The organism is Mycobacterium yunnanensis (genome assembly GCF_025823185.1).
GTDB classification, from domain to species: domain Bacteria; phylum Actinomycetota; class Actinomycetes; order Mycobacteriales; family Mycobacteriaceae; genus Mycobacterium; species Mycobacterium yunnanensis.
This window is the reverse complement of the sequence record NZ_JACKVK010000010.1, coordinates 41,338-62,602: the sequence shown is the minus strand read 5'-3', so window position 1 is coordinate 62,602 and position 21,265 is coordinate 41,338. Positions and strand designations below refer to the sequence as shown.

28 protein-coding genes and 1 pseudogene are annotated in these 21,265 nt (G+C 69.6%); 24 read left to right on the top strand and 5 right to left on the bottom strand.

Annotated elements, in window-relative coordinates; translation table 11 throughout:
- The first annotated feature begins 205 nt into the window (after positions 1 to 205).
- From H7K45_RS19695 to H7K45_RS19645, 11 genes are all read left to right on the top strand, one after another.
- A complete protein-coding gene (locus H7K45_RS19695; protein ID WP_263997643.1) occupies positions 206 to 661 on the top strand; it encodes a CsbD family protein in 456 nt (151 codons plus the stop codon).
- Positions 662 to 723: 62 nt separating this feature from the next.
- On the top strand, positions 724 to 894 hold the full coding sequence (locus H7K45_RS19690; RefSeq protein WP_149483423.1) for a CsbD family protein: 171 nt from the start codon (positions 724 to 726) through the stop codon (positions 892 to 894).
- 183 nt (positions 895 to 1,077) lie between these two features.
- Positions 1,078 to 1,551 (top strand): Asp23/Gls24 family envelope stress response protein, encoded by a 474-nt coding sequence (locus H7K45_RS19685; RefSeq protein WP_263997642.1) that lies wholly within the window; start codon positions 1,078 to 1,080, stop codon positions 1,549 to 1,551.
- A complete protein-coding gene (locus H7K45_RS19680) occupies positions 1,548 to 1,874 on the top strand; it encodes an Asp23/Gls24 family envelope stress response protein (RefSeq protein ID WP_372512593.1) in 327 nt (108 codons plus the stop codon). Before H7K45_RS19685 ends, H7K45_RS19680 begins: the two co-directional genes overlap by 4 nt.
- Positions 1,871 to 2,104 carry a hypothetical protein gene (locus H7K45_RS19675; protein ID WP_263997641.1) on the top strand — a complete coding sequence of 78 codons (234 nt, stop codon included), beginning with the start codon at positions 1,871 to 1,873 and terminating at the stop codon, positions 2,102 to 2,104. Before H7K45_RS19680 ends, H7K45_RS19675 begins: the two co-directional genes overlap by 4 nt.
- Before the next feature lie 56 nt (positions 2,105 to 2,160).
- Positions 2,161 to 2,340, top strand: coding sequence for a hypothetical protein (locus H7K45_RS19670; RefSeq protein WP_263997640.1), 180 nt, complete (start codon positions 2,161 to 2,163; stop codon positions 2,338 to 2,340).
- The gene (locus H7K45_RS19665) at positions 2,333 to 2,713 is read left to right on the top strand and encodes an Asp23/Gls24 family envelope stress response protein (RefSeq protein ID WP_263997639.1); all 381 of its coding nucleotides are present in this window, start codon (positions 2,333 to 2,335) and stop codon (positions 2,711 to 2,713) included. The genes H7K45_RS19670 and H7K45_RS19665 overlap by 8 nt, the downstream gene beginning before the upstream one ends.
- Positions 2,710 to 3,276, top strand: a complete 567-nt coding sequence (locus H7K45_RS19660) for a DUF6286 domain-containing protein (protein ID WP_263997638.1) — start codon at positions 2,710 to 2,712, stop codon at positions 3,274 to 3,276. Before H7K45_RS19665 ends, H7K45_RS19660 begins: the two co-directional genes overlap by 4 nt.
- Position 3,277: 1 nt before the next feature.
- Positions 3,278 to 3,838, top strand: a complete 561-nt coding sequence (locus H7K45_RS19655; RefSeq protein ID WP_263997637.1) for an Asp23/Gls24 family envelope stress response protein — start codon at positions 3,278 to 3,280, stop codon at positions 3,836 to 3,838.
- A 34-nt stretch (positions 3,839 to 3,872) separates the two neighbouring features.
- Complete coding sequence (locus H7K45_RS19650; protein ID WP_263997636.1) at positions 3,873 to 4,121, top strand: hypothetical protein; 249 nt, start codon at positions 3,873 to 3,875, stop codon at positions 4,119 to 4,121.
- 126 nt (positions 4,122 to 4,247) lie between these two features.
- Complete coding sequence (locus tag H7K45_RS19645) at positions 4,248 to 4,610, top strand: PAS domain-containing protein (RefSeq protein ID WP_263997635.1); 363 nt, start codon at positions 4,248 to 4,250, stop codon at positions 4,608 to 4,610.
- A 120-nt stretch (positions 4,611 to 4,730) separates the two neighbouring features.
- Here H7K45_RS19645 and mbp1 read toward each other — a convergent pair whose 3' ends face one another.
- Complete coding sequence (gene mbp1, locus H7K45_RS19640; protein ID WP_263997634.1) at positions 4,731 to 4,961, bottom strand: microaggregate-binding protein 1; 231 nt, start codon at positions 4,959 to 4,961, stop codon at positions 4,731 to 4,733.
- Between the two features lie 219 nt (positions 4,962 to 5,180).
- Between mbp1 and H7K45_RS19635 the strand changes: the two genes are divergently transcribed.
- The gene (locus H7K45_RS19635; RefSeq protein WP_263997633.1) at positions 5,181 to 5,636 is read left to right on the top strand and encodes a hypothetical protein; all 456 of its coding nucleotides are present in this window, start codon (positions 5,181 to 5,183) and stop codon (positions 5,634 to 5,636) included.
- A gap of 16 nt (positions 5,637 to 5,652) precedes the next feature.
- Positions 5,653 to 6,945, top strand: a complete 1,293-nt coding sequence (locus tag H7K45_RS19630) for an SLC13 family permease (protein WP_263997632.1) — start codon at positions 5,653 to 5,655, stop codon at positions 6,943 to 6,945.
- Positions 6,946 to 6,995: 50 nt separating this feature from the next.
- On the opposite strand, the gene H7K45_RS19625 is transcribed toward H7K45_RS19630, so the two are convergent.
- A complete protein-coding gene (locus tag H7K45_RS19625; protein WP_263997631.1) occupies positions 6,996 to 7,700 on the bottom strand; it encodes a hypothetical protein in 705 nt (234 codons plus the stop codon).
- 139 nt (positions 7,701 to 7,839) lie between these two features.
- Between H7K45_RS19625 and H7K45_RS19620 the strand changes: the two genes are divergently transcribed.
- The 8 genes from H7K45_RS19620 (at position 7,840) to H7K45_RS19585 (ending at position 16,815) form a co-directional block, all read left to right on the top strand.
- A complete protein-coding gene (locus H7K45_RS19620; RefSeq protein WP_263997630.1) occupies positions 7,840 to 8,541 on the top strand; it encodes a response regulator transcription factor in 702 nt (233 codons plus the stop codon).
- On the top strand, positions 8,538 to 10,067 hold the full coding sequence (locus H7K45_RS19615; protein ID WP_263997629.1) for a HAMP domain-containing sensor histidine kinase: 1,530 nt from the start codon (positions 8,538 to 8,540) through the stop codon (positions 10,065 to 10,067). The genes H7K45_RS19620 and H7K45_RS19615 overlap by 4 nt, the downstream gene beginning before the upstream one ends.
- Positions 10,068 to 10,144: 77 nt before the next feature.
- A complete protein-coding gene (locus H7K45_RS19610; RefSeq protein WP_263997628.1) occupies positions 10,145 to 10,528 on the top strand; it encodes an ANTAR domain-containing protein in 384 nt (127 codons plus the stop codon).
- A gap of 171 nt (positions 10,529 to 10,699) precedes the next feature.
- Positions 10,700 to 11,833, top strand: coding sequence for a polyprenyl synthetase family protein (locus H7K45_RS19605; RefSeq protein WP_263997627.1), 1,134 nt, complete (start codon positions 10,700 to 10,702; stop codon positions 11,831 to 11,833).
- Positions 11,833 to 13,341, top strand: coding sequence for a phytoene desaturase family protein (gene crtI, locus H7K45_RS19600; RefSeq protein WP_263997626.1), 1,509 nt, complete (start codon positions 11,833 to 11,835; stop codon positions 13,339 to 13,341). Before H7K45_RS19605 ends, crtI begins: the two co-directional genes overlap by 1 nt.
- A complete protein-coding gene (locus H7K45_RS19595) occupies positions 13,338 to 14,285 on the top strand; it encodes a phytoene/squalene synthase family protein (RefSeq protein ID WP_263997625.1) in 948 nt (315 codons plus the stop codon). The genes crtI and H7K45_RS19595 overlap by 4 nt, the downstream gene beginning before the upstream one ends.
- A 2-nt stretch (positions 14,286 to 14,287) precedes the next feature.
- Positions 14,288 to 15,811: an FAD-dependent oxidoreductase gene (locus tag H7K45_RS19590; protein ID WP_372512591.1), complete on the top strand. Its 1,524-nt coding sequence runs from the start codon at positions 14,288 to 14,290 to the stop codon at positions 15,809 to 15,811.
- Positions 15,808 to 16,815, top strand: coding sequence for a DUF5914 domain-containing protein (locus H7K45_RS19585; protein WP_263997624.1), 1,008 nt, complete (start codon positions 15,808 to 15,810; stop codon positions 16,813 to 16,815). The genes H7K45_RS19590 and H7K45_RS19585 overlap by 4 nt, the downstream gene beginning before the upstream one ends.
- Position 16,816: 1 nt before the next feature.
- Here the strand turns inward: H7K45_RS19585 and idi are convergent, their stop codons facing one another.
- Positions 16,817 to 17,356: an isopentenyl-diphosphate Delta-isomerase gene (idi, locus tag H7K45_RS19580; RefSeq protein ID WP_263997622.1), complete on the bottom strand. Its 540-nt coding sequence runs from the start codon at positions 17,354 to 17,356 to the stop codon at positions 16,817 to 16,819.
- Positions 17,357 to 17,429: 73 nt separating this feature from the next.
- On the bottom strand, positions 17,430 to 17,936 hold the full coding sequence (locus H7K45_RS19575) for a VOC family protein (RefSeq protein ID WP_263997621.1): 507 nt from the start codon (positions 17,934 to 17,936) through the stop codon (positions 17,430 to 17,432).
- Between the two features lie 97 nt (positions 17,937 to 18,033).
- Here H7K45_RS19575 and H7K45_RS19570 point away from each other — a divergent pair, with 97 nt between their 5' ends.
- Positions 18,034 to 18,336 carry a hypothetical protein gene (locus H7K45_RS19570; protein WP_263997620.1) on the top strand — a complete coding sequence of 101 codons (303 nt, stop codon included), beginning with the start codon at positions 18,034 to 18,036 and terminating at the stop codon, positions 18,334 to 18,336.
- A gap of 39 nt (positions 18,337 to 18,375) precedes the next feature.
- On the opposite strand, the gene H7K45_RS19565 is transcribed toward H7K45_RS19570, so the two are convergent.
- Positions 18,376 to 20,409, bottom strand: a complete 2,034-nt coding sequence (locus H7K45_RS19565; RefSeq protein ID WP_263997650.1) for an MMPL family transporter — start codon at positions 20,407 to 20,409, stop codon at positions 18,376 to 18,378.
- An 83-nt stretch (positions 20,410 to 20,492) separates the two neighbouring features.
- Here H7K45_RS19565 and H7K45_RS19560 point away from each other — a divergent pair, with 83 nt between their 5' ends.
- Both H7K45_RS19560 and H7K45_RS19555 read left to right on the top strand, forming a co-directional pair.
- A complete protein-coding gene (locus H7K45_RS19560; RefSeq protein WP_263997619.1) occupies positions 20,493 to 20,972 on the top strand; it encodes a MarR family winged helix-turn-helix transcriptional regulator in 480 nt (159 codons plus the stop codon).
- Between the two features lie 108 nt (positions 20,973 to 21,080).
- Positions 21,081 to 21,265: pseudogene (locus H7K45_RS19555) on the top strand (cytochrome bc1 complex cytochrome b subunit); the annotation flags it as partial.

The window sequence follows — 21,265 nt, the reverse complement described above, 5'->3', positions numbered from 1 at the left end:
GTGCCCGGGCCAAATAGTAATGGCACGCCGGCCGGCCACCGCCCGGTTGGGCGCAGTTCAGCGATCCCCGCTGACTGTGAGCCGGTTCACGTCGATGCGGCGTTCGGTTTCGGCGCCCGCACCCGACTCAACGTCCGACATCTCGAAACGAGGTGGCCCCGACCGGCATTCGGCGGGGCGACGACCTCAAGGAAGGACGACGCTGATGGCAGATTTCACCGACAAGGCTCAGGAGGCCGTCGGACGGGCCAAGGAGACCGCCGGCGATCTGACGGGCAACGAGGACCTCAAGGCCGAAGGCGCCGCCGACACCGCCGAGGCCAAGGTCAAGCAGGGCGTCGACGCGGTGACCGAGAAGGCTGGCGACGTCGTCGACGCGGTGACCGAAGCCGGTTCGTCTGCAGTGGACACGGCGTCGGAGAAGGCCGAGGACGTCAAGCAGTCCGTCGGGCAGGCCGTCGACGGCGCCAAGCAACAGGTGTCCGAGATCGCCGACGACCCGGCCGCCGCGCTCAGCGACAGCCGCGTGGTCATCAGCGCCATCGCCGCCGCAGTGTTGCTCCTGTTCGTGGTGCGTCGGCGCCGCCAGCCGACGCACCGCGGGCGCCGGGCTGCCAAGCGTGCGGCCAAGGCCGGCATCGGGCGCGCTCTGTCGCGCTGACGAAGGACTCCCTCGGGACCACTCGAGGGCAACCAATGTTCGACACAACGAAGGGAAGCACCATGGGCATCGTGGACAAGGCCAAGAACGCCGCAGAAGACGCCATCGGCAAGGCCAAGGAAGTCGTCGGTGACGTCACCAACAACGACGACCTCAAGGCCGAAGGCAAGAAGGACCAGGGTGTGTCCGGCGCGAAGAAGGTCGGCGAGAACATCAAGGACACCTTCAAGTAACCAGTCGCGGGGCCGCGTCCCACCGCACCACGCGGTGGGCGCGGCCCTCGTCGTCGCCGAGCACGGACGGTGTGAGTCAGTTCACCCCGATCGCACGTTCGGATCGGCGCTCCGGCACCGACTACATCTCGTACGACACCAAAGTGCGAACTTCACCAACCACCCGACAAGGAGTTCAGAACGATGACCAGCACCCAACCCGTCACCACCGCCACCACGACCTCCGGCAAGGACGTCTCGGCCGCCACCAGCTCGACCCTGGTGAGCTCCCAGGGCAAGACCACCATCGCCGACACCGTCGTATCCAAGATCGCCGGCATCGCGGCCCGTGAGGTCAACGGTGTCTACGCACTCGGCGGCGGCGCCTCCCGCGTCGTCGGCGCGCTGCGCGAGCGCATCCCCGGCGCCAACGTCAACCACTCCCAGGGAGTCTCGGTCGAGGTCGGCGAGAAGCAGGCCGCCGTGGACCTCGACGTCGTCGCCGAGTACGGCGTTTCGATCGCCGACCTGGCCACCGGACTGCGCCGCAACGTCATCACCGCCATCGAGCGCATGACCGGCCTCCAGGTCACCGAGGTCAACGTCACCGTCCACGACATCCACCTCGCGGGTGACGACGACGACGCCGCCGACGACGCCGTCACCCGGGTGCAGTGACCGGCACCGACATGGGCGACGCCACGCCGCCGACGAGAGAGCCCGACCAGGCCGATCTCGTCGCCGCCGCCGTCACCGCGGTACCAGGGGTCGTCGGGTTGCATGCCGGCATGTTCGGCGAGGTGGCGACCTACCTCCCCGGTCACCGGGTGGCGGGGATCCGCACCGGCCCGGACGACGTGACCGAGGTCCACGTGACGCTGCGCTACGGCAGCCCGGTGCGTGACACCGCGGCGCTCGTCCGTGAGGCCGCCGCGGCCGTCACCGGAGGCGTCGTGGACGTCACGGTGGAGGACGTCGTCGCCGAGACGACCGCGCCGTGACCGTGGCGCGGTGGGACCGCTACCCGGATCGGGCCAGCGCCCGCCGCGCCGCAGCACGCGAGCTCCACCCCGACCGTGGTGGCAGCGCAGCCGACTTCGCCGCGGCGCTGCACGCGATCGACACTCACTTCCAACCGCCCCCGGTAAGTCTCACGGTGCGCCGCACGAGGCGACACCTTCTCGACCCACGTCGCCTCTTGCGGCGACGCCGCCGCTACATCGAACTCTGACTCACATCCCCCTGCAGTCCGGAAACGCCGCACTGCACCATCTTTCGGAGGTTGACATGACCACATCCAGTCTGGGCCTGATCGCCGGCTTGCTGCTCGGCATCGCCGCGGCCGCTGGCGGGCTGACCGGCTTCGTCATCGCCCTCATCCTGGGCGTCGCCGGCTACCTGATCGGCGGCCAGCGCGACGGCGAATTCGACCTGTCGGCACTGTTCCCCGGGAGCCGTCGTGGCTGACGACCACACCGGCGTCGACCCCGCCGAGGACCCCGGTGGGCGCGGCAGGCTCGTCGTGCGCGACAAGGTCGCCCAGCGTCTGGCCGTTCACGCCGCCCGCCTGACCGAGGGCGTGCACCCGCACGCCGCGGGTCTGGACAAGATCACCGGCCGCGAATTGCCCCGCGCCACCGTCGCCGTCGCCGGTGACCGGGCCCGCGTGCAGGTCAACATCGCCGTGGCGTGGCCCCAGCCCGTCGTCGACGTCGGCGCCGCCGTGCAACGCAACGTCGTCGCCGCGCTCAAGGACTATGCCGCCCTGACCGTCGACGGCGTCGACGTCGCAGTCGACGCCGTCCTACCCCTGACCGAACCTTCGAGGACCGTGCAATGACCACCGCCAGTGAACAAGCCGTCGCCGTCCGGCCCGCGCCGGGTCGACCACCCGTGGCCGCGCCGGCCGCCGGTTACGTCGGCGCGCTCCTCGCGTTCCTGATCCTCACCGCAGGAGCCGTCGCGCTGCGCGACGCCGCCGTGCACTTCGGCTGGCTGACGGGGACGGCGTGGATCGACACCGCCGTCGCCGGCCTCGACGGACTGACGCCGCAGGGATGGATGCTGCCCGCCGGCGTCGTGGTCGCCGTGGTTGGGCTCTGGTGGATCGTCGCCGCGCTGCGGCCGCGCCGGCCCACTGCACTGGAGGTCCCCGCCCAGACCAGTGTGTGGATCGCGAAGGCCGACGTGGCCCGACTGGCCCGTGCCGCAGCCGAATCCGTGCCCGGGGTGCTGAGCAGCCGCGCTTTGGCGAGCTTGCGGAGCGTCAAGGTCACCGCAGACGTCACCGGGGACGACGCCGCCCTGCAGGCAGCGATCACCACGGCCGTCGCCGACGCGATCGGCGGTTTCACCACCACCACGCCGCGCCTCAAGGTGCGTACCCGGACGGGAGCCAACTGACATGACCCGCACAGCCGTCACCTTCGACCGGATCGCCGCCGTCGTCGCCGGACTCGCGCTCGTCGCCCTTGGCGCGGCGCTCGTGGTGTGGACCACCGGCTCGGTGCCGAATCTGCCCAGACGCGTTGCGATCTCCGGTCTGCATTCGGCTACCGGCACGGGTTGGTGGCCCTTCGCACTGGCCGGCGCCGGCGTTCTGCTCGTCGTCGTGGCACTGCGGTGGCTCTTTGCGCACACCCCGGCCGCCAAGGTGAAGGATCTGCCGCTGCGGCGCGACGACGCCGGGTCGATCACCGTCGACCTCGGCGAGGTCGCCACTGCCGCGGCAGAGGCCCTCAAGCAGAACCTCGACGTCGAATCTGCCAGCGGCAAGGCGGTGATCGATCGCGGCACGCGGACGGTCGACCTCACCGTCACCACCACCGCGACCCCGCGATCCGACCGCCTCATCCCGACCATCGACGCCGTCTGCGCGCAGATCGCCGGCGTGCTGTCCGACCCGTCGGTCGCCACCCGAACCACCATCCACACCGGTAAACGCGAGCGACGCCGCGTTCGGTGACGGCGACAGCCGTCCATTCAGAAAGGACCGCTCCATGCTTGCTCTCTTGGCCACCCCCGTCCGACGTTGGATCCTGGCCAGCTTGTTGCTCCCCGTGGTGGCCACGGTCTTGGCCAAGCTTGGTCACTACCTCGAGCGCCGCAACGGCGGATCGCCCACCGCGGTCTCGCGCGTCCTGCTGAAGATCTCGTCGGTGACTCGGCGCTTCACCAGGAAGCATGACCCCGAGGCCGATCAGGCGCCGGTGACACCGGCGTCGTCACACACCAGGCACCTGCCGTGAAGGCTGTGTCTGACAAAGACATTCGATGAAAGCGAGGAGGTTGAGATGAACGCCGAGTCCCAGGATTCTGAGTCTGGCGAACCGACCGTCGACCGTCGACGGCCACGCACTCATGACGAAACGCAGATGGACACGCTGCGCCGGTTGCCCGCCTTGCGGGTCTTGGATCAGCTGCCCGTGCCCGTCGTGGCCGTGACGGAGAAGGGCACGGTGCTCTTCGCCAACGACGCGATGGGCGAGATGCTCGGGATGACCCGTGAGGCCATGCAGGCCAGGAACTTCACCGAGGTCTTCGAGACGCCGCTCGAATCGGACGGCGCCGTCGCCGGGTTGCAGAAGCACGCAAATTCGCTGGTTCGGTTGTCCCACGCCGACGGATCGACCGTCCGTGCCGTGATGAGCCGGTCGGCGCTGCAACGCGCGGACGACGACATCGCGCTGGTGACATTCCAGGACCTGACCGAACAATTGTGGGCGCAGGGTCGCTGACGAGTCGCGTCGACGCGTCGCCCCAGTGGTCGAATTACCTAGTGCCGGAACTGTTCAACGAAAGACGGGCGGGCAGGACCTCGAGGGTCCGCCCGCCCGTCTGAGCGAGGTGAAAGTGCGCTACTCGGCGGCCTTCTGGCGTGCCTCTGCGGACTTCTCGGCGGCGCGTGCGGCCTCGGCCTCGGCCTCCTTCTTCGCGACGTCACGCTCGGCTTCGGCCTTGTCCTGCTGTGCCTTGCCCTCTTCTTGGAGGCCGTCGTTACCGGTAACGACGCCGACGGCTTCCTTGGCCTTGCCCTTGACGTCCTCGACGATGCCCTTGACGCCTTCTTCGGGTCCGCTGTCGCCCATGTGCACGCTCCATTCCTTCGCAAGTGACCTTCCGGTTCTCCGGAAACCGAAGCGGGAGTACCCACTGTGGGCGAAGTCTGAACATCGACGTGTCTTCAGGTTGGATTCAGGTTGGAGCCGTAGCGTCGGCCCACGATCCGGCCGGTGCCGGCCGGTGCGTGCTGCGCTCGGGCGCGCCAATGACCAACCATCCGAACCCATTCCGGTGAACTGAGAGCAATGAACCAACTGCCCGTGAAGCACACCGCCGCGAAGGCGCCCGCCAAGAAGACGGCCGCCGCGAAGGCTCCAGCGAAGAAGGCGCCAGCCAAGAAGGCACCTGCGAAGAAGGCGGGGCCCAAGACCGCTCCGGTCAAGAAGGCGGCCGCCAAGAAGGCTCCGGTCAAGAAGGCGGCCGCGAAGAAGGCACCCACGGGGAAGGCGGCCAAGAAGTCCGCCGCCCCCCGGGCTGCCTCGGCGACACACGCCTCGACGCCGAAGCGACCGGCACTGATGGCTCCCCCCACCGATCCGCTGACGGTGCTTGGACTGCAGCCCAACTTCACCCTCGCGCAGCTGCGTCGTGCGTGGCGCGACCACGCCGCGGCGCACCATCCGGACGCCGGTGGCGACGCCGCCACGTTCAGCCGCGGCCGGCGTGCCTACGAGGCGCTGAGCAAGGACGTCAGCCGGTGAGCCCTAGAGTGCACCGGTGACCGGAGTGTGGGCCGAGGCGGCCGCGTTGGCGGCGCTTGCGGCCGTCCTGGTGTTCGCCATGGTTCAACCGCGAGGACTGCCCGAAGCCACGCTGGCGGTTCCCGTGGCCGCGATCCTGGTGGCGTGCGGCGTCGTGAGTCCCGGCGCGGCGCTCGAGCAGATGAAGCTGCTGGGCCCGACGGTCGGATTCCTGGCCGCCATCCTGGTTCTCGCGCATCTGGCCGACGAGGAAGGAGTGTTCCGTTGGCTGGGCGCGGCACTGGCGCGGGCTTCGGGCGACAGCTCGCGGCGCCTCTTGGCGTTGGTCTTCGTCTCGGCATCGGTCACGACGGCGGTGCTGAGCCTCGACGCCACCGTCGTCCTGCTGACGCCCGTGGTACTGGCCACGGCGCGCCTGGTCCACGTGCGTGCCCGGCCGCACGTGTACGCCTGTGCCCACCTGTCGAACTCGGCGTCGACCTTGCTGCCGGTGTCGAATCTGACCAACCTGCTGGCATTCTCGGCCTCGGGGTTGACCTTCGTCTCGTTCGCGGCGGTGATGGCGCTGCCGTGGTTGGTCGTCGTCGGCCTCGAGTACGCGGTGTTCCGAATCTTCTTCCGCAAGGATCTAGGCGCCAATCGTGACTCGGAACCGGCCGAGTCCGACACCGACGTCGCCGAACGCGAGGCGCCGACGGAGCAAGCGACACCGGTCTACGCCTTCGTCGTCCTCGGTCTGACGCTGGTTGGTTTCGGCGTCTCGGGTTTCGCCGGGGTCGAGCCGGTATGGGTGGCCGTCGTGGGTGCCGTCGCCCTGGCCGCCCCCGGGCTGCGCCGCGGCTCGGTCACCGTCCCGACGATCGTGCGGGCCGCCTCACCGCTGTTCTGCCTCTTCGTGTTCGCGCTTGGCGTGGTGGTCGCCGGGGTCAGCGAGCACGGACTCGGCCATGCGGTCGCGCGGGTGTTGCCCGACGCGCCGACGCTCGTCGGCCTGCTCGTGGTGGCCGCCGTGTCGGCCGTGCTGGCCAACGTCGTCAACAACCTGCCCGCCACACTGCTGATGCTCGCCGCGCTGGGCTCGGGTGCACCGGCGGGCCTCATCCTCGCGATGCTCGTCGGGGTCAACATCGGACCCAACCTGACGTACGTCGGGTCGCTGGCCACCCTGCTGTGGCGGCGGGTGCTCTCTGGGGCGGGGATCACGCCGCGGCTCGGCGAGTTCACCCTGCTGGGGCTGGCGACCGTTCCGCTGTGCATCGTCGGTGCCGTGGGGGCGTTGTGGCTCGGCGTGACACTGGGTCTGGCGTAGGCCGCCTCGGGGTTCCCGGCCGCAACCGAGAACCCCGAGGCGACAGCCACTTAGCGCGCGGGCCGTTCGGCTGGCAGCAGGGGCGTGGTGGGAGCCGCCGGGGCGGGAGCCGCACCGCCGGGCTGCGGTGCCGGCGCCTGCTGACCACCGGGTGCTGCGGGAGCTGCGGGAGCTGCGGGAGCGTCCGCACCGGCGGGCGGCGGTGGCGGGCCGGCGATTTGACCGGGTCCACCGGGCCCACCGGGCCCACCGGGGGCACCCGGTCCACCGGGTCCACCGGGCCCACCGGGGGGCGGGGGCGGGCCGGCGAACTGACCGGGCCCACCCGGTCCACCGGGGCCTCCCGGCGGCGGTGGCGGCGGGCCGTCATGTCGGCCACCGGGTCCACCGGGACCACCTGGCGGCGGTGGCGGCGGGCCGTCGAACTGCCCATCGGGACCGCCCGGCCCACCGGGCGCGCACATCTCACCCTGAGCCGCATAGTGTTTCGACATGCCTGCCGGTCCTACGTCCTGCGAGGGTCCGCCGAACAGCGTGGCGCCGAGGATGCCGCCCACGATCAGGGCTGCCACGCCCGTTCCCAGGGCGACCCCGACGGGATGTCGGCGCACGCGGTCGCCCGTGTCGGCCCAACGGCTGGCGGGCTTCTCGGCGGCCGGCTCGGCGTGCGGCTCGGGTTCCACGTGCTGGGTGGTCAGGTTGTCGGTGTCAGTCATGTCGTCGTGTGTCGTGTCGTTGGTCTTGTCGTCGGTCACGTCGTCCTCACTTCGGTTGGCGGTTGCTGGTGACGACGTTGCTGGCCGAAGTTGAAGTGAACCTGAAGAATGCGGGTGCACACCGAATCCTTCAGCTTCGCTTCAGAGAGCCCGACCCGGCACGGGCCACAATGAACGCATGACCAGTCGCGCACCGTTGCGTCCAGAGCCGCGCGCCCGCGTCCTGGTCGTCGAAGACTCCGAGACCATCCGGGAGATGGTCAGCGAAGCGCTCGACGACGCGGGCTACGTCACCGGCGCGCGCTCGGACGGCGCGGGCCTCGAGGATGCCCTGCGCGGCTTCCGCCCCGATCTGGTCGTGCTCGACGTGATGATGCCGGGCCGCGACGGGTTCGCGTTGATCAACGTCGTCAGGGACTACGGAGACACCGGCATCGTCTTGCTCACCGCCCGCGACGGTCTCGAGGACAGGCTCCGTGGTCTCGACGGTGGGGCCGACGACTACGTCGTCAAGCCCTTCGAGCTGGCCGAGTTGGTGTCACGGGTGGGGTCGGTGTTGCGCCGCCGTGGGCGTTTGCCGTCAGCCGTGCAACTCGGCGACCTGATGCTCGACGTCGACGCAGGCACGGCCACCCGCGCCGGTCAGCCGCTGGATTTGACGGCCACCGAGCTGCGCCTGTTGTCCTACCTCGCCGATCAGCGCGGCAGACTCGTCAGCAAGGAGCAGATCCTCACCGCGGTCTGGGGCTACGACGCCTACGACCCCAACCTCGTGCAGGTCTACATCAGCGCCCTCCGACGCAAGCTGGAGGCGCACGGCCCACGAATCCTGCACACCAGCAGGGGGATTGGTTACCAACTGCGGCCGACGGCATCGTGACCGAGACCCCGTCGCTGCGTCGCCGTGTCACGCTCTCGGCGGTGGCCTTGCTGGCAGCCGCGCTGGTGATCTTCGGCGTGATGGTCGACTTCGCGTTTGGCGCACAGGTGAGCCGCGACCTGCACGACCGGTTGGTCGCGACTGCGGCGCGGGCCGATGCCCTCGCCCAATCCGGTGCGTCGGCGCAACAGACGGCGGCCGAATTGAACGGGGGCGGCATCCGGGCGCTGCTGGTGACGGCCGACGGACAGTCCTATGGCGACCCGGCGATCAGTCCCGACACCGTGGAGGGGCCGGGCGCTGCCGTCGCGCCTCCAGAGCCACCGCAACGCCCGGACGGGCCGGGTCGGCCTCACGGCCCGAACGACCCGAACGACCCGAACGGTCCACCCCCGCCCCCGGGGGGCCCCGGTGGCCCTCCTCCGCCCCCTCGGCCGCCGGCTGAGGAGACCAACACGGCGATGGTGCATCCGCTGCCCGACGGGTCCCGGGTCATCCTGGTCGCCGACACCACTCCGGCCACCGCGGCCGTGCGCGATCTTCGTGAGCTGCTGATCGGCGCGGGTGCGGTCACCATCGTCGTGGCGGCTGTCGTGCTGATCGCGGTCGCGCGCGGGGCACTGCAACCCCTCGACCGGCTGACCACGGTCGCCAAGGCGATCAGCACCGGTGACCGTGGCCGTCGTCTACGCCCCGACCGTCCGAATACCGAATTGGGAAGCGCAGCAGCAGCTTTCGACGTGATGCTCGACGCGTTGGAGGACGCCGAGCGCAATGCGCAGGAGGCCGCGGAGGCCGCCCGCCGCGCCGAGGCGCAGATGCGGGACTTCCTGGCCGACGCCGCACATGAACTCCGTACGCCGCTGGCTGGCATTCAGGTCGCCGCAGAGCAGTTGGTCAACACGGCCGACGACACCACGCCCGAGGCGTCGTCGCGCGTCAAGCGCCGACTCTCGCTGCTGCTGTCGGACGCCCGCAGGGCCGGGCGACTGGTGACCGACATGCTGGACCTGAGTCGCATCGACGCCGGGTTGCCGCTCCGCATCGCCGAGGTGGACCTGGTGGGCATCGTCGAGGCTCAGGTGGAGCGGGCCGACATGCTCGCCCCCCAGATCTCGGTGACCCGGACGGGGGTGGACCGCCTGACCATCGCGGCCGACCCCCATCGGGTCGGTCAGATCCTGGCCAACCTGCTCGACAACGCGCGCCGCTACACGCCGGCCGGCGGTCGGATCACCGTGCACGTCGAGGCGGGCGGCGGGCCCGCCAACCCGGCGGCCGCCTACGTCGTCGTGCACGACACCGGGCCGGGGGTGGCCCTAGCGGACCGCGAGCGGGTCTTCGACCGGTTGGTGCGACTGGACGCGTCCCGCAATCGCGATCACGGCGGGGCCGGACTGGGGCTCTCGATCGCGCGGGCCCTGGCGCGGGCGCACGGTGGCGATCTGGTGTGCGAACCGTCCGACGTGGGTGCACGGTTTCGGCTGACCCTGCCCGTGACCAGCGACGCACTCGACCGGCGTTGACCTGTGAGCCGATGACAGGGCACTATTGGACAATAAGTTCAGAAAAGGACTAGTCGTTCAGTAGCGGTAGGGGGGCCATGCAGTTCGAGCGGCAGCGGCTGGGCATCGCGTGTTCCGACCCCGGACACGGCCGATCCGACGACAACGAGCCGACCGGCGCCTTTCCCTATGATGCGACCCGAGCCGTCATCGAACAGGCGAAGGGCATGCTGATGTTCGTGTACGGAATCGACGCCGACGAAGCGTTCCTGCGTCTGCGGGAGCAGTCTCAACAGCACAACGTAAAACTGCGGCTGATCGCCCAACAGGTGTCCGCCGACCTGGTCGACTTGGCCCGCACCTCGTCCCCGCAACGCCGCATGCAGCACGACCTGTTGCTGCGCACGGCACACCAGCGCATCTCCGACGCCGCCACCAAGCAGGCCGGCGCCGAGGCCGAACTGGGTGGTCACCTCGCTTGAGCTACGCCCGTACGGAGGTATCGTCCACGTCACACCCCGCCGAAATCAGGTCGGCTCCGAATGCCTCGTCGTGGGGACCAGCTCGACGACACCGACGGACCAGGACCAACGAAGTCACCAGACGCGCGAAAGCGAGGCGTGAACCCCGTGTCGAGTGGGCAATCCGTGCACATGACCGGCGACGATCGTGAACCGCCGGGACTCGCGCTGACCCACCGTCGTCGCCGTGGACACCGCAGCACGACGGTGCGAGCCGTCCGGAACTCGGTCGACGTACGAGACGCCGTGCGGACACTGCTGCATCACTTCGTGACCACCGAGTGCCTGCCCCAGCTCGACGGCACGGGTGTCGAGGTCGCCAGCGAGGTCCTGTCGGACTTCCTCGACGGTGGCAAGTACGTCCGGTCGACCTTCATGTATCTGGGGTGGCTCTGCGGTGCGGAGGAGGACGAGGCGGCGTTGCGCGCCTCGGCGAGCTTGGAGTTGCTGCACGCGTTCGCCCTGCTGCAGGACGACGTGATGGACGAGTCGGCGCTGCGACGTGGACGGCCCGCCGCCCACGTCGCGTTGAGCGCTTGGCACCGGGGACGCGGGCTGACGGATTCCTCGGATCGCTTTGGCGAATCCGCGGCGACCATCCTCGGGGACCTCTGCCTGGTGTGGGCGGAGAAGATGCTCCGACAGAGCGGCGTCGGCGCCGAGGCGCTCGCCCGCGTCTGGCCTCGCTACGACGACATGCGCGTCGAACTGGCCGTCGGCCAACTCGCCGACCTCGTCAACGATTCCCACGCCTTCCCCACCTTCGAAGAGGTCCTCGACGTGGCGCGACGCAAGTCCGGCAACTACACCGTGCGCCGGCCGTTGGAGATCGGGGCGGCGATGGCCGGGTGTCGCCCCGAGATCGTGGACGCCGTCGGCCAGTACGGCACCGCGATCGGCGAGGCGTTCCAGATGCGCGACGACCTTCTTGGTATTTCTGGCTCGCCAACGGTCACCGGCAAGTCCGTCGGCACCGACCTCGAGGCGCAGAAGGCCACCAGCGTCGTGGTCGCCGCCCATCAGTTGGCCGACGCCGGACTGCGACGGCAACTCGCCGACCTCATGACCACCCCGACCCTGACCGCGGAGGACGCCGAGCGGTGGCGCACGCTGATCCTCGCCAGCGGAGCCGCACAGTGGATCGAGGAGTCGATCGACGAGCGGCTGACGCGGGCGATCGACTGTCTGGACGTCGCCGGCATCCCGCCGAAAGCCCGTGCCGCACTGGAGGACATGGCCGTGTACTGCACCGAGAGGAGTGCGTGATGCGCACCGTGAAGGGTAAGACCGACCGGGTCGTCGTGGTCGGCGGTGGACTCTCCGGGCTGTCGGCAGCGCTGTACCTTGCCGGCCGCGGCCGCCACGTGACCGTCGTCGAGCGCGAGGATCACCCCGGCGGACGCGTGGGCCGGGCCGACGTCTCCGGTTACCGCCTCGACATGGGCCCCACCGTGCTGACGATGCCCGACATCATCGACGACGCGATGGGAGCGGTCGGGGAGAAGCTCACCGACCGCCTCGAACTGCAGTCCGTCCACCCTGCCTACAACGCGGTGTTCGCCGGCGGCGAGACCCTGCAGGTGCACACGGATCCGATGGCGATGTACACCGAGGTGCAGCGGTTCTCCGGGACCAAGGAGGCCGACGCCTACCTGCAGATGCGCCAGTGGCTGACCTCGTTGTACGAGACCGAGTTCGACGGCTTCATCGGAGCCAACTTCGACTCGCCGCTCTCACTGCTGACCCCGCAACTGGGCCGACTGCTGGCCATGGGCGGTTTTCGCAAGTGGGAGAACGTGATTCGCAAGTTCCTCAGCGACGAACGCCTGTTGCGGGTGTTCACCTTCCAAGCGCTCTACGCCGGGGTTCCGCCGCAGAGCGCACTCGCGGTCTACGCGGTCATCGCCTACATGGACACCGTCGCCGGGGTCTACTTCCCCCGCGGCGGCATGCGGGCCCTGCCCGACGCGATGGCCGCCGCGGCCGCCGACGCCGGCGTCGAATTCGTCTACGGCGCCACCGTGTCGCGCATAGAGCGCAGCGGCTCGCGCACGACCGCGGTCGTCACCGACGGCGGCGAGCGCATCCCGGCCGATGCCGTGGTGCTCACCACCGAACTCCCCGACACCTACCGGTTGCTGGACTACGCACCTCGCCGCCTGCTCAAGCTGCGGCCGGCGCCGTCGGCGGTGGTGGCCCACGTCGGCGTACCCACGGTGGACCCGTCGGTCGGACACCACACGATCCTGTTCGGCGAGGCCTGGAAACAGACCTTCACCGACATCATCACCGACGGCCGGGTGATGGGTGATCCGTCGCTGCTCGTCACGCGGCCCACGGCGGGCGACCCGTCACTGGCCCCACCCGGACGCGACCTGCTCTACGTCCTCGCGCCGACCCCCAATACCGAAATCGGCCCGATCGATTGGGATTCGACGTCCTCTACGTACGTCGAACACATGCTCGGCGCGGTCCGAGAGCGGCTGCCCCAGGTCGGCGACGACATGGAGGTGCTCTCGGTGGTGACCCCCGCCGACTGGGGTCGCCAGGGCATGCTGGCCGGGACTCCCTTCGCGCTGGCACACACCTTCGCCCAGACCGGACCCTTCCGACCCGCGAACACCGTGCGCGGCGTGGACAACGTCGTGCTGGCCGGCTCGTCGACGGTGCCGGGCGTCGGCGTCCCGACCGCGGTGATGTCGGGCCGCCTGGCCGCCGACCGGATCACCGGAGTGCCGGTGGCACAGTCGAAGCGAGAGGTCGCGCCACGATGATCAGTTCGGAACTGGACGCCGCGGGAGTGCTCGACCCGTCGTTGCGCGACGCCTACCGGACCTGCCGCGAGATCAACGCCCGCGACGGCAAGACCTTCTTCCTGGCCACGCGTCTGCTCTCGCCCGCCCAGCGCCCCGCGGTGCATGCGCTCTACGGTTTCGCCCGCCGGGCCGACGACATCCTCGACGAGTTCGACGACAGCCGCGGTGACGAGGTGCGCGCTCAGCAACTGCAGCTGTTCTCCACGCAGCTCTTCAACTGCCTCGTCGAGAACCAGGACTGCGCCGACGACCCCACCCTCACGGCGGTGGTGCACACCGCTCGCCGCTACGACATCGGGTGGCAGCTGTTCGACGACTTTCTCGCCTCCATGAGGATGGATCTGACGGTCACCGACTATCCCGACCGGACCGCGCTCGAGCGCTACATGTACGGCTCTGCGGAGGTGATCGGTCTGCAGATGCTGCCCATCCTCGGGACCGTCGGCCCACGCGAGGACGCCGCGCCGTTCGCCGCGGCCCTCGGCAAGGCGTTCCAGCTGACCAACTTCTTGCGCGACGTCGACGAAGATCTTCGGCGTGGGCGGGTGTACCTGCCCGCCGACGAACTCGCCGTTCACGGCGTCGACCGTGACGTCCTGAGCTGGTGCCAGACCACCCGCCGGATCGACTCCCGGGTGCGCCGAGCCCTTCGCGAACAGCACGACGTGACGCGGGGGGTGTACGAGGCGGCCAGGCCGGGCATCACCGCATTGGCCCCGGTGTCGCGTCCCTGCGTCGAGACCGCGCTGAAGCTGTATTCCGAAATCCTCGACCAAATCGAGGAGATGGACTTCGAGATCTTCAGCCGACGTGCCAGTGTCGGTAAGGGACGTCGCGCGGCTGTCGCCGGGGCGGGCATCGTCAAGGCTTGGGGCGCGCGGCTGCGGCACCGAAAGGGGTAGGAGTGGACAAGCTTCACGAGACCGTTCCCGCGCGCCAGGGACTGCCCCACGCCGACGCGCTGGACACGACCCCGCGCGTGGTGGTCGTCGGCGCCGGCATCGCCGGTCTGGCAGCTGCCGCCGGCCTCAGCGAACGCGGAGTGGCCGTCGACGTCGTCGAGGCCAACGACTACGTCGGCGGGCGCGTTGGCGGGTGGCCCGACACCCTCGCCGACGGTTCCGCGGTCGCGATGAACCGGGGCTTCCACGCCTTCTTCCGGCAGTACTACAACCTGCGGTCACTACTTCGCCGGTCCGATCCCCACCTGTCGGCGCTGACGCCGGTCGAGGACTACCCGCTGGTCGACGAGCACGGCCGACGGGACACGTTCCGTGGCCTGCCGCGTACACCGCCGTTCAACGCCCTGACCTTCGCCCTGCGCAGCCCCACCTTTCGGTTGCGAGACCTCGTCCGCATCGACGGCATGGCCGCCGCCCCGCTGGCGACCGCGTCGGTACCTCAGACCTATTACGACCTCGACGACCGGGACGCGGCCCAGTTCCTCACCGACATCAACTTTCCGGACGCGGCGCGGCACCTGGCGTTCGAGGTGTTCGCCAGGAGCTTCTTCGTCAAGCCCGAGAAGCTCTCCGCCGCCGAGCTGGTGACGATGTTTCACATCTACTTCCTGGGCTCCGACGAGGGCCTCGTGTTCGACGTCGCCAATGCCAACTTCGACGACGCGTTGTGGAACCCGCTGCGAAAGTACTTGGAGGGCAACGGCGTCCGGTTCCACACCGGGACCTCGGTGCGCTCGGTCGAGCTGGGCGAGGGCGTGCGGGTCGGTTGCGGTGGGGACGACGACCTCGTCGCCGACGCGGTGGTGCTGGCGACCGACGTCGCCGGGCTGCGCCGCATCGTCGCGGCGTCGCCCACCCTGGGTGACGACGACTGGCGGGCGCGGGTGGCCGGTGTGGGCAATGCGCCGCCGTTCGTCGTGCTGCGGCTCTGGCTGGACCGACCGGTGCGGCCGGACCGGGCGGCGTTCCTCGGTACCGGCGGCCGGCCGCCGCTGGACAACGTCAGCGTGCTGGAACGCTACGAACGCGAAGCGGCGCAATGGGCGTCGCGCACGGGCGGCTCGGTGGTGGAACTGCACGGCTATTCCGTGACGGCCGACGACGCCGAGGTGCGCGACGGCCTGCTGGCCCGCATGCACGACCTGTATCCCGAGACCGCCGCGGCGACCATCGTCGACGAGCGGTTGCTGCGGCGCGAAGACTGTCCGACCTTTGGCCCGGGTGACTTCGAGCGACGGCCCACCGTGCGCACCCCCGATCCCCGCGTGATGCTCGCCGGGGACTGCATCCGCATCGATCTGCCGGTCGCGCTGATGGAGCGGGCGGCCACGACGGGATGGACGGCGGCCAACGAGCTCCTCGAGACCTTCGGTCTGGCCGGTCACACGCTGCACACCGTGCCCAACCGCGGGCGTTCCGCCCGTCTCGGCCGGTTGATCGCTCGAGCGGAAGGTCGTCGAACATGAGCTCGTTCACCGAGTTTCGCGCCAACATGGCCAAGGGTTGGCCGTTCACCACCTTGCCGTCCCTGGACTGGGCGGCGCAGGCGCCCACCTACGGCGACGCCGACCCACGAATCATCTCGACGGCGCTGGCCAGGGCCGAACGGCGCCCAAGCGGCAACTGGTATCCCTTCGCTGCCAGTTCTCAGATCGCCTCCAAGGCAACTGGATCGGAAGTCGCGGGCGTCCAGATCGTCGCCTGGCGCGGTGCCGACGGCGGGCTGCTGGTCGCGCCGCGCGCCTGCCCGCACCTCGGCGCCGACCTGGCCACCGCACCGGTGGAGTGCGGCACCCTCGTGTGTCCGTGGCACGGACTGCGGCTCTCCGAGCGCCGGCACGGTACGTGGAAGCCGTTCCCCGCGTACGACGACGGCGTGCTCTGCTGGGTGCGCTTGGACGCCGTCGGCGGCGAAGAGCCCACCGACGCCCCCATCGTGCCGGAGCGACCAGGGCACCCGCAGATCGCCGCCGTCGCCCGGCTCGAGGGCACCTGCGAGCCCCGAGACATCGTCGCCAACCGACTCGACCCCTGGCACGGCGCGTGGTTCCACCCGTATTCGTTCACCCAACTCAAGGTGCTCAGCGCCCCGCCTGCGGTCGACGAGGTGCCCGATGCGCAAGACCGCTTCCTGGTCGACGTGACGTTCCGGATCGGCAAGCTCGGCGTGCCGGTCATCGCGGAGTTCACCGCACCGGGACCGCGGACCGTCGTCATGCGCATCGTCGAGGGGGAGGGCGTCGGCAGCGTGGTCGAAACCCACGGCACCCCACTGGGTCCCGGCCCGGACGGGTTGCCGCGCACCGCAGTGCTGGAGGCCTCGATCGCGTACTCGGACCGACCCAACTTCGGCAAGGGCCTGGTCGCCGCGCCCCTGATTCGTCCGCTGATGCGGGCCGCCGCCGCGCGGCTGTGGCGCGACGACCTCGCCTACGCCGAGCGGTTGTACGCGCTGCGGTCCGGGCGCTGACCTAACGCACGGCGTTCGCGGCGTCGAGCAGCGGTACCTGCTCCACCGCCCACGGGCTGATCGCCCACGGCAACGCGGTGGCTGCTCGCAGCTGCTCCCACGGCACCCACGCCGAGTCCATGATCTCCTCGGGGTCGGCGTCGAGCGCTCCGTCGACCCGCGCACGAAAGACCGGGCACACCTCGTTCTCCACGACGCCACCGGCGTCGACGGCGCGGTAACGGAAGTCGGGCAGCACGCAGCGCAACTCCGTCACGTCGACCCCGAGTTCGGTACGGGCCCGGCGGATCACCGCCTCCTCCATCGGTTCATCGGGTGCGGGGTGTCCGCAGAACGAGTTGGTCCACACCCCGGGAAAGGCCTTCTTGTGCAGCGCCCGCCGAGTCAGGAGGACCCGGCCCTCGTCGTCGAAGAGGTAGCAGGAGAACGCCAGGTGCAGCGGCGTCGTCGCACCGTGGACGTCGGCCTTGCGTGCCGTGCCGATCGTGCGGCCCGCGTCGTCGAGGAGGACGACCAACTCGTCGGTCTGAACAGAGGTCATGAACACCCTTGACATCACTCGTAGGAACGTCGTTGAAGATTCGTCGCCGCCACCGCCGTGGACGGGTCCGGCGTCACAACACTCGTGTGCCGTACATCTCACCGAGTGGGTCGGCGATCAGCTCGATCCGCGCGCCGTCGGGATCGCGGAAGTACAGCGACACCTCACTGTGCTCGGACACCTCGACGCCCGCGGTGGCCAGCTTCTCGCGAAGGTGCTGCCAGCGCTGAGGTTCGACGCTGATCGCCACGTGGTGCAGCCCGCCGAGCACCTCTGCGTACGGTGTCAGGTCCAATCCCGGGAAGTCGAAGAACGCCAACAGGTTCGAGTTGCCGATGTCGAAGAAGAAGTGGGTCGACCCGTGGTAGTCGCGGTTCTCGATGAGTTCGGTCAGCGGAAATTCCAACAGGTCCTGGTAGAACCGGATGGTCCGTTCGACGTCACCACTGATCAGCGCCGTGTGGTGCACTCCGCGGCCCGACGACGACGGCCGTGAGGCCGGGGGCCGCAGATGGGCCTCGGCGAGTTCCCGGCGCCGTGTTGCGAACCGTTGCGAGGAAGCGTCGTCGGTAGCGGTCATGACCGACATTCTCCCCGACGTCGTGGATCTGCGGTGGACGTGTCGCAGAACACGTCACGTCGGGAAGCGCACTGGGCGTCGGTGCCGAATACCGAACATGGCACACGATGACGTCGCGCCGGACGCGACCAACACGCCCGGACCCATCGCCGGCGAAGCGCTCAAGGACGCGGCTCGCTGGCCCGGTTACGTCCTGATCGCCGTCGGTCTCGCGTTGACGGCCCTCACCCTGGCCGGTTTCGCCGTGGGCAGGACCTCACTGGCCACCGGTGGCGCGGTGCTCGCCGCGATGGCCGTCGTCGCCGGGGTGGCCTGGCAGTTCGTGGAGCACCGGCGACTCACCGGCCGGCACGGATCCGGGACGCCGGAACGCCCGGAGGACACGGCGCCCCTCGAGTGATCGACACGGCGCACCGCTTCAGGAGCTGACCTCAGGCGGTCAACCCTCCCGTGGGTCGACGTGGGCGGGCCACCAGATGCGCGGGCCGACGAGGGTGAACAGCGCGGGGATCATCACGGTCCGCACCAGGAAGGTGTCCAGCAGGATGCCGAGGCCGACGATGATGCCGATCTGGGTGAGCACGATCAGAGGCAGTACGCCCAGGACGGCGAACACCGCGGCGAGCACGATCCCGGCACTGGTGATGACGCCGCCGGTGGCCGAGACGGCCCGCACGACGCCCTCGCGGGTGCCGTACTCGTGCGTTTCTTCCCGCGCCCGGGTGATGAGGAAGATGGTGTAGTCCACCCCGAGCGCGACGAGGAACAGGATCGCGAACAGGGGAGTGGTGGCGTCGAGCGCCGGGAAACCGAGCGCGTGCACGCTGAGCCAGCCGCCGAGGCCCAGCGCCGCCAGCGCGCTGAGCACCGTCACCGCGACCAGGACCAGTGGCGCCAACGCCGCCCGAAGCAAGACGTAGAGCACCAGCAGGACCACGACGAGGATGGCCGGGATCACCACGCGCTGGTCACGCTGGGCGGCGGCGCGGGCGTCGAGCGCCTGGGCGTCGGCCCCGCCCACCAGTGCCTGAGCGTCGGCGGCGTGCACCGCTTCCCGAAGGTGCGTCACCACGTCGAAGGCCGACTCCGAGGCGGGAGGGGCGTCGACGACGACGGAGAACTGGGTCAGGCCGGACTTCGAGGTGCCGACGTTCTGAGCCGAGACGACGCCGCGGGTCGCGTCGATCGCACGCTGCAGCTCCTCGGCGCGGTCGGTGCGACCGATGACCGACGTCGGCGACGACAGCCCACCGGGGAAGTGGGCGGCGAGGATGTCGTAGGCCGTCACCGACTCCGCCTTCACCCGGAACTGCTCGGTCTGCGACAGCCCGACCGGCGTGCTCAGTACCCCCGTGCCGAGCACCGCCAGCAGGGCCACGGTGCCGACGGTGACCCGGCCCGCGTGGTCGCTCACCCAGGTCGCCACGCGATACCACGCACCCGTGCGGGGTTCCTCGCGGCGATGGTCGGAGTGGCGGGGGATGAAGGGCCAGAACAGCTTTGCTCCGAACACTGCCAACAGGGGCGGCAGCACGCCGAGGACGAAGACCGCGGCGACGACTAGCCCGCACGCGGCCTGCGCACCGAGGCTGCGGGTGGACGGCACCACGGCCAGCAGCAGGGTGAGCAACGCGAGCACCACGGTGGCGTTGCTGGCCAGGATGGCGGGCCCGGCGTGGCGTAGAGCGACTCTCAATGCGTCACGGTGATTCCTGGTCGTGGTCAGTTCCTCCCGGTACCGCGAGATCAGCAGCAGGGCGTAGTTGGTGCCGGCGCCGAACACCAGCACGCTGGTGATTCCGGTGGTGGAGCCGTCGGAGGTCAGTCCGCTCGCCCCGGCCACCACACCGCCGAGCGCGGCCGCCGTCTGGTCGGCGAGGGCGATGACGGTCAATGGCACCAGCCAGAGGATCGGCGAACGATAGGTGAGGATGAGCAGCAGCGCTACGACCGCGGCGGTGACGGCCAGGAGGGTGACGTTGGCTCCGGAGAACGAGTCGGCGATGTCGGCGCCGAAGGCAGGCCCGCCCGTGATCTGGAGCTGGAGTCCGCCGGGCGCACCGTCGTCGGCGGCCGTTCGCAGTCCCGTGACGGTGTCGGCGAGGTCGAAGCCGGTCAGGTCGGATGCGATCGCCACCGGGGCCACCGCGACGACGCCGTCCTCCGACGTCGTCAGTGGTGCGCCACCCTGCGCGCCGGCGCGAGCCAGCACCCGTTGGCGAGCGTCCTGCGCGGCGGTGAGGTCGGCCGGCGAGAGTGCGGCGCCATCGGTTCGCGAGACGACCAGGAGTACCGGCGCCTCGTTGCCCGCCGGGAAGGCCTTGGCCGGCACGGCCGCTCGGGCCGACTCGGCCGAGGCGGGCACCGGCACCGGCGATTTGGTGGATCCGTCGTTCGATCCGGCCAGCGCCAACAGCAAGCCGGCTACGACGGCGATGACCGACGCGGCGATCCACGACCGCCGGCCGGAGATGATGGTGGCGTATCGCTCCCAGGCATGCATGATGGCAGTATATTAAGGCAATTAATGATTAATCAAATGAAGGATATGTGCGAGTGAGCCGCTCACCTGCCAACAGGGATGCCGTCGAAGCGTCGATCGTGTCCGACGTGCAGGCGCTGTCTGCCGAATCCGATGATCTCAGTCGGGTGTTTCGAGAGCGACATGATCTGACGGACAACGATTTTCGCGCGCTGTTGCACGTGATGGTGTCCGAGCGCGACGGCGAGCCGTTGACGCAGAGCCAGCTGGGCCAGCGCATCGGCGTCTCCGGCGCCGCCATCACCTATCTGGTCGACCGCATGGTGCAATCCGGCCACCTGACCCGTGAGCAGCACCCGTCGGATCGGCGAAAGATCTTGCTGCGCTATGCGGATCACCCGAATGCCGTGGCCAGGGCGTTCTTCGCGCCGTTGGGTGAGCACACCGCTGCCGCGCTGCGGCAATTCTCCGTCGCGGAGCTGACGATCGCCCATCGCGTGCTCGAAGCTTTGGTGGGATCGATGCGAGACTTCGGGGCCGAACTCAAGGGGTGACGTCACACCGATGACCGAATGATGACGAAGCGTCCAAATGCCATTTGTGACGAGAATATGACGCGTGTGGCGGCGCACAATGAGGGTCGAACACACGGGAGCGAACACATGAGTCCCAAGCTCGCAGAGTTGGCCGCCCATCAGGGCGATGCGATCGATTCGCGGTACCACCCCTCGGCGGCGGTGCGTCGTCAGTTGAACAAGGTCTTCCCGACGCACTGGTCGTTCCTGCTTGGTGAGATCGCGTTGTACAGCTTCATCGTGCTGCTGCTGACCGGTGTGTACCTGACCCT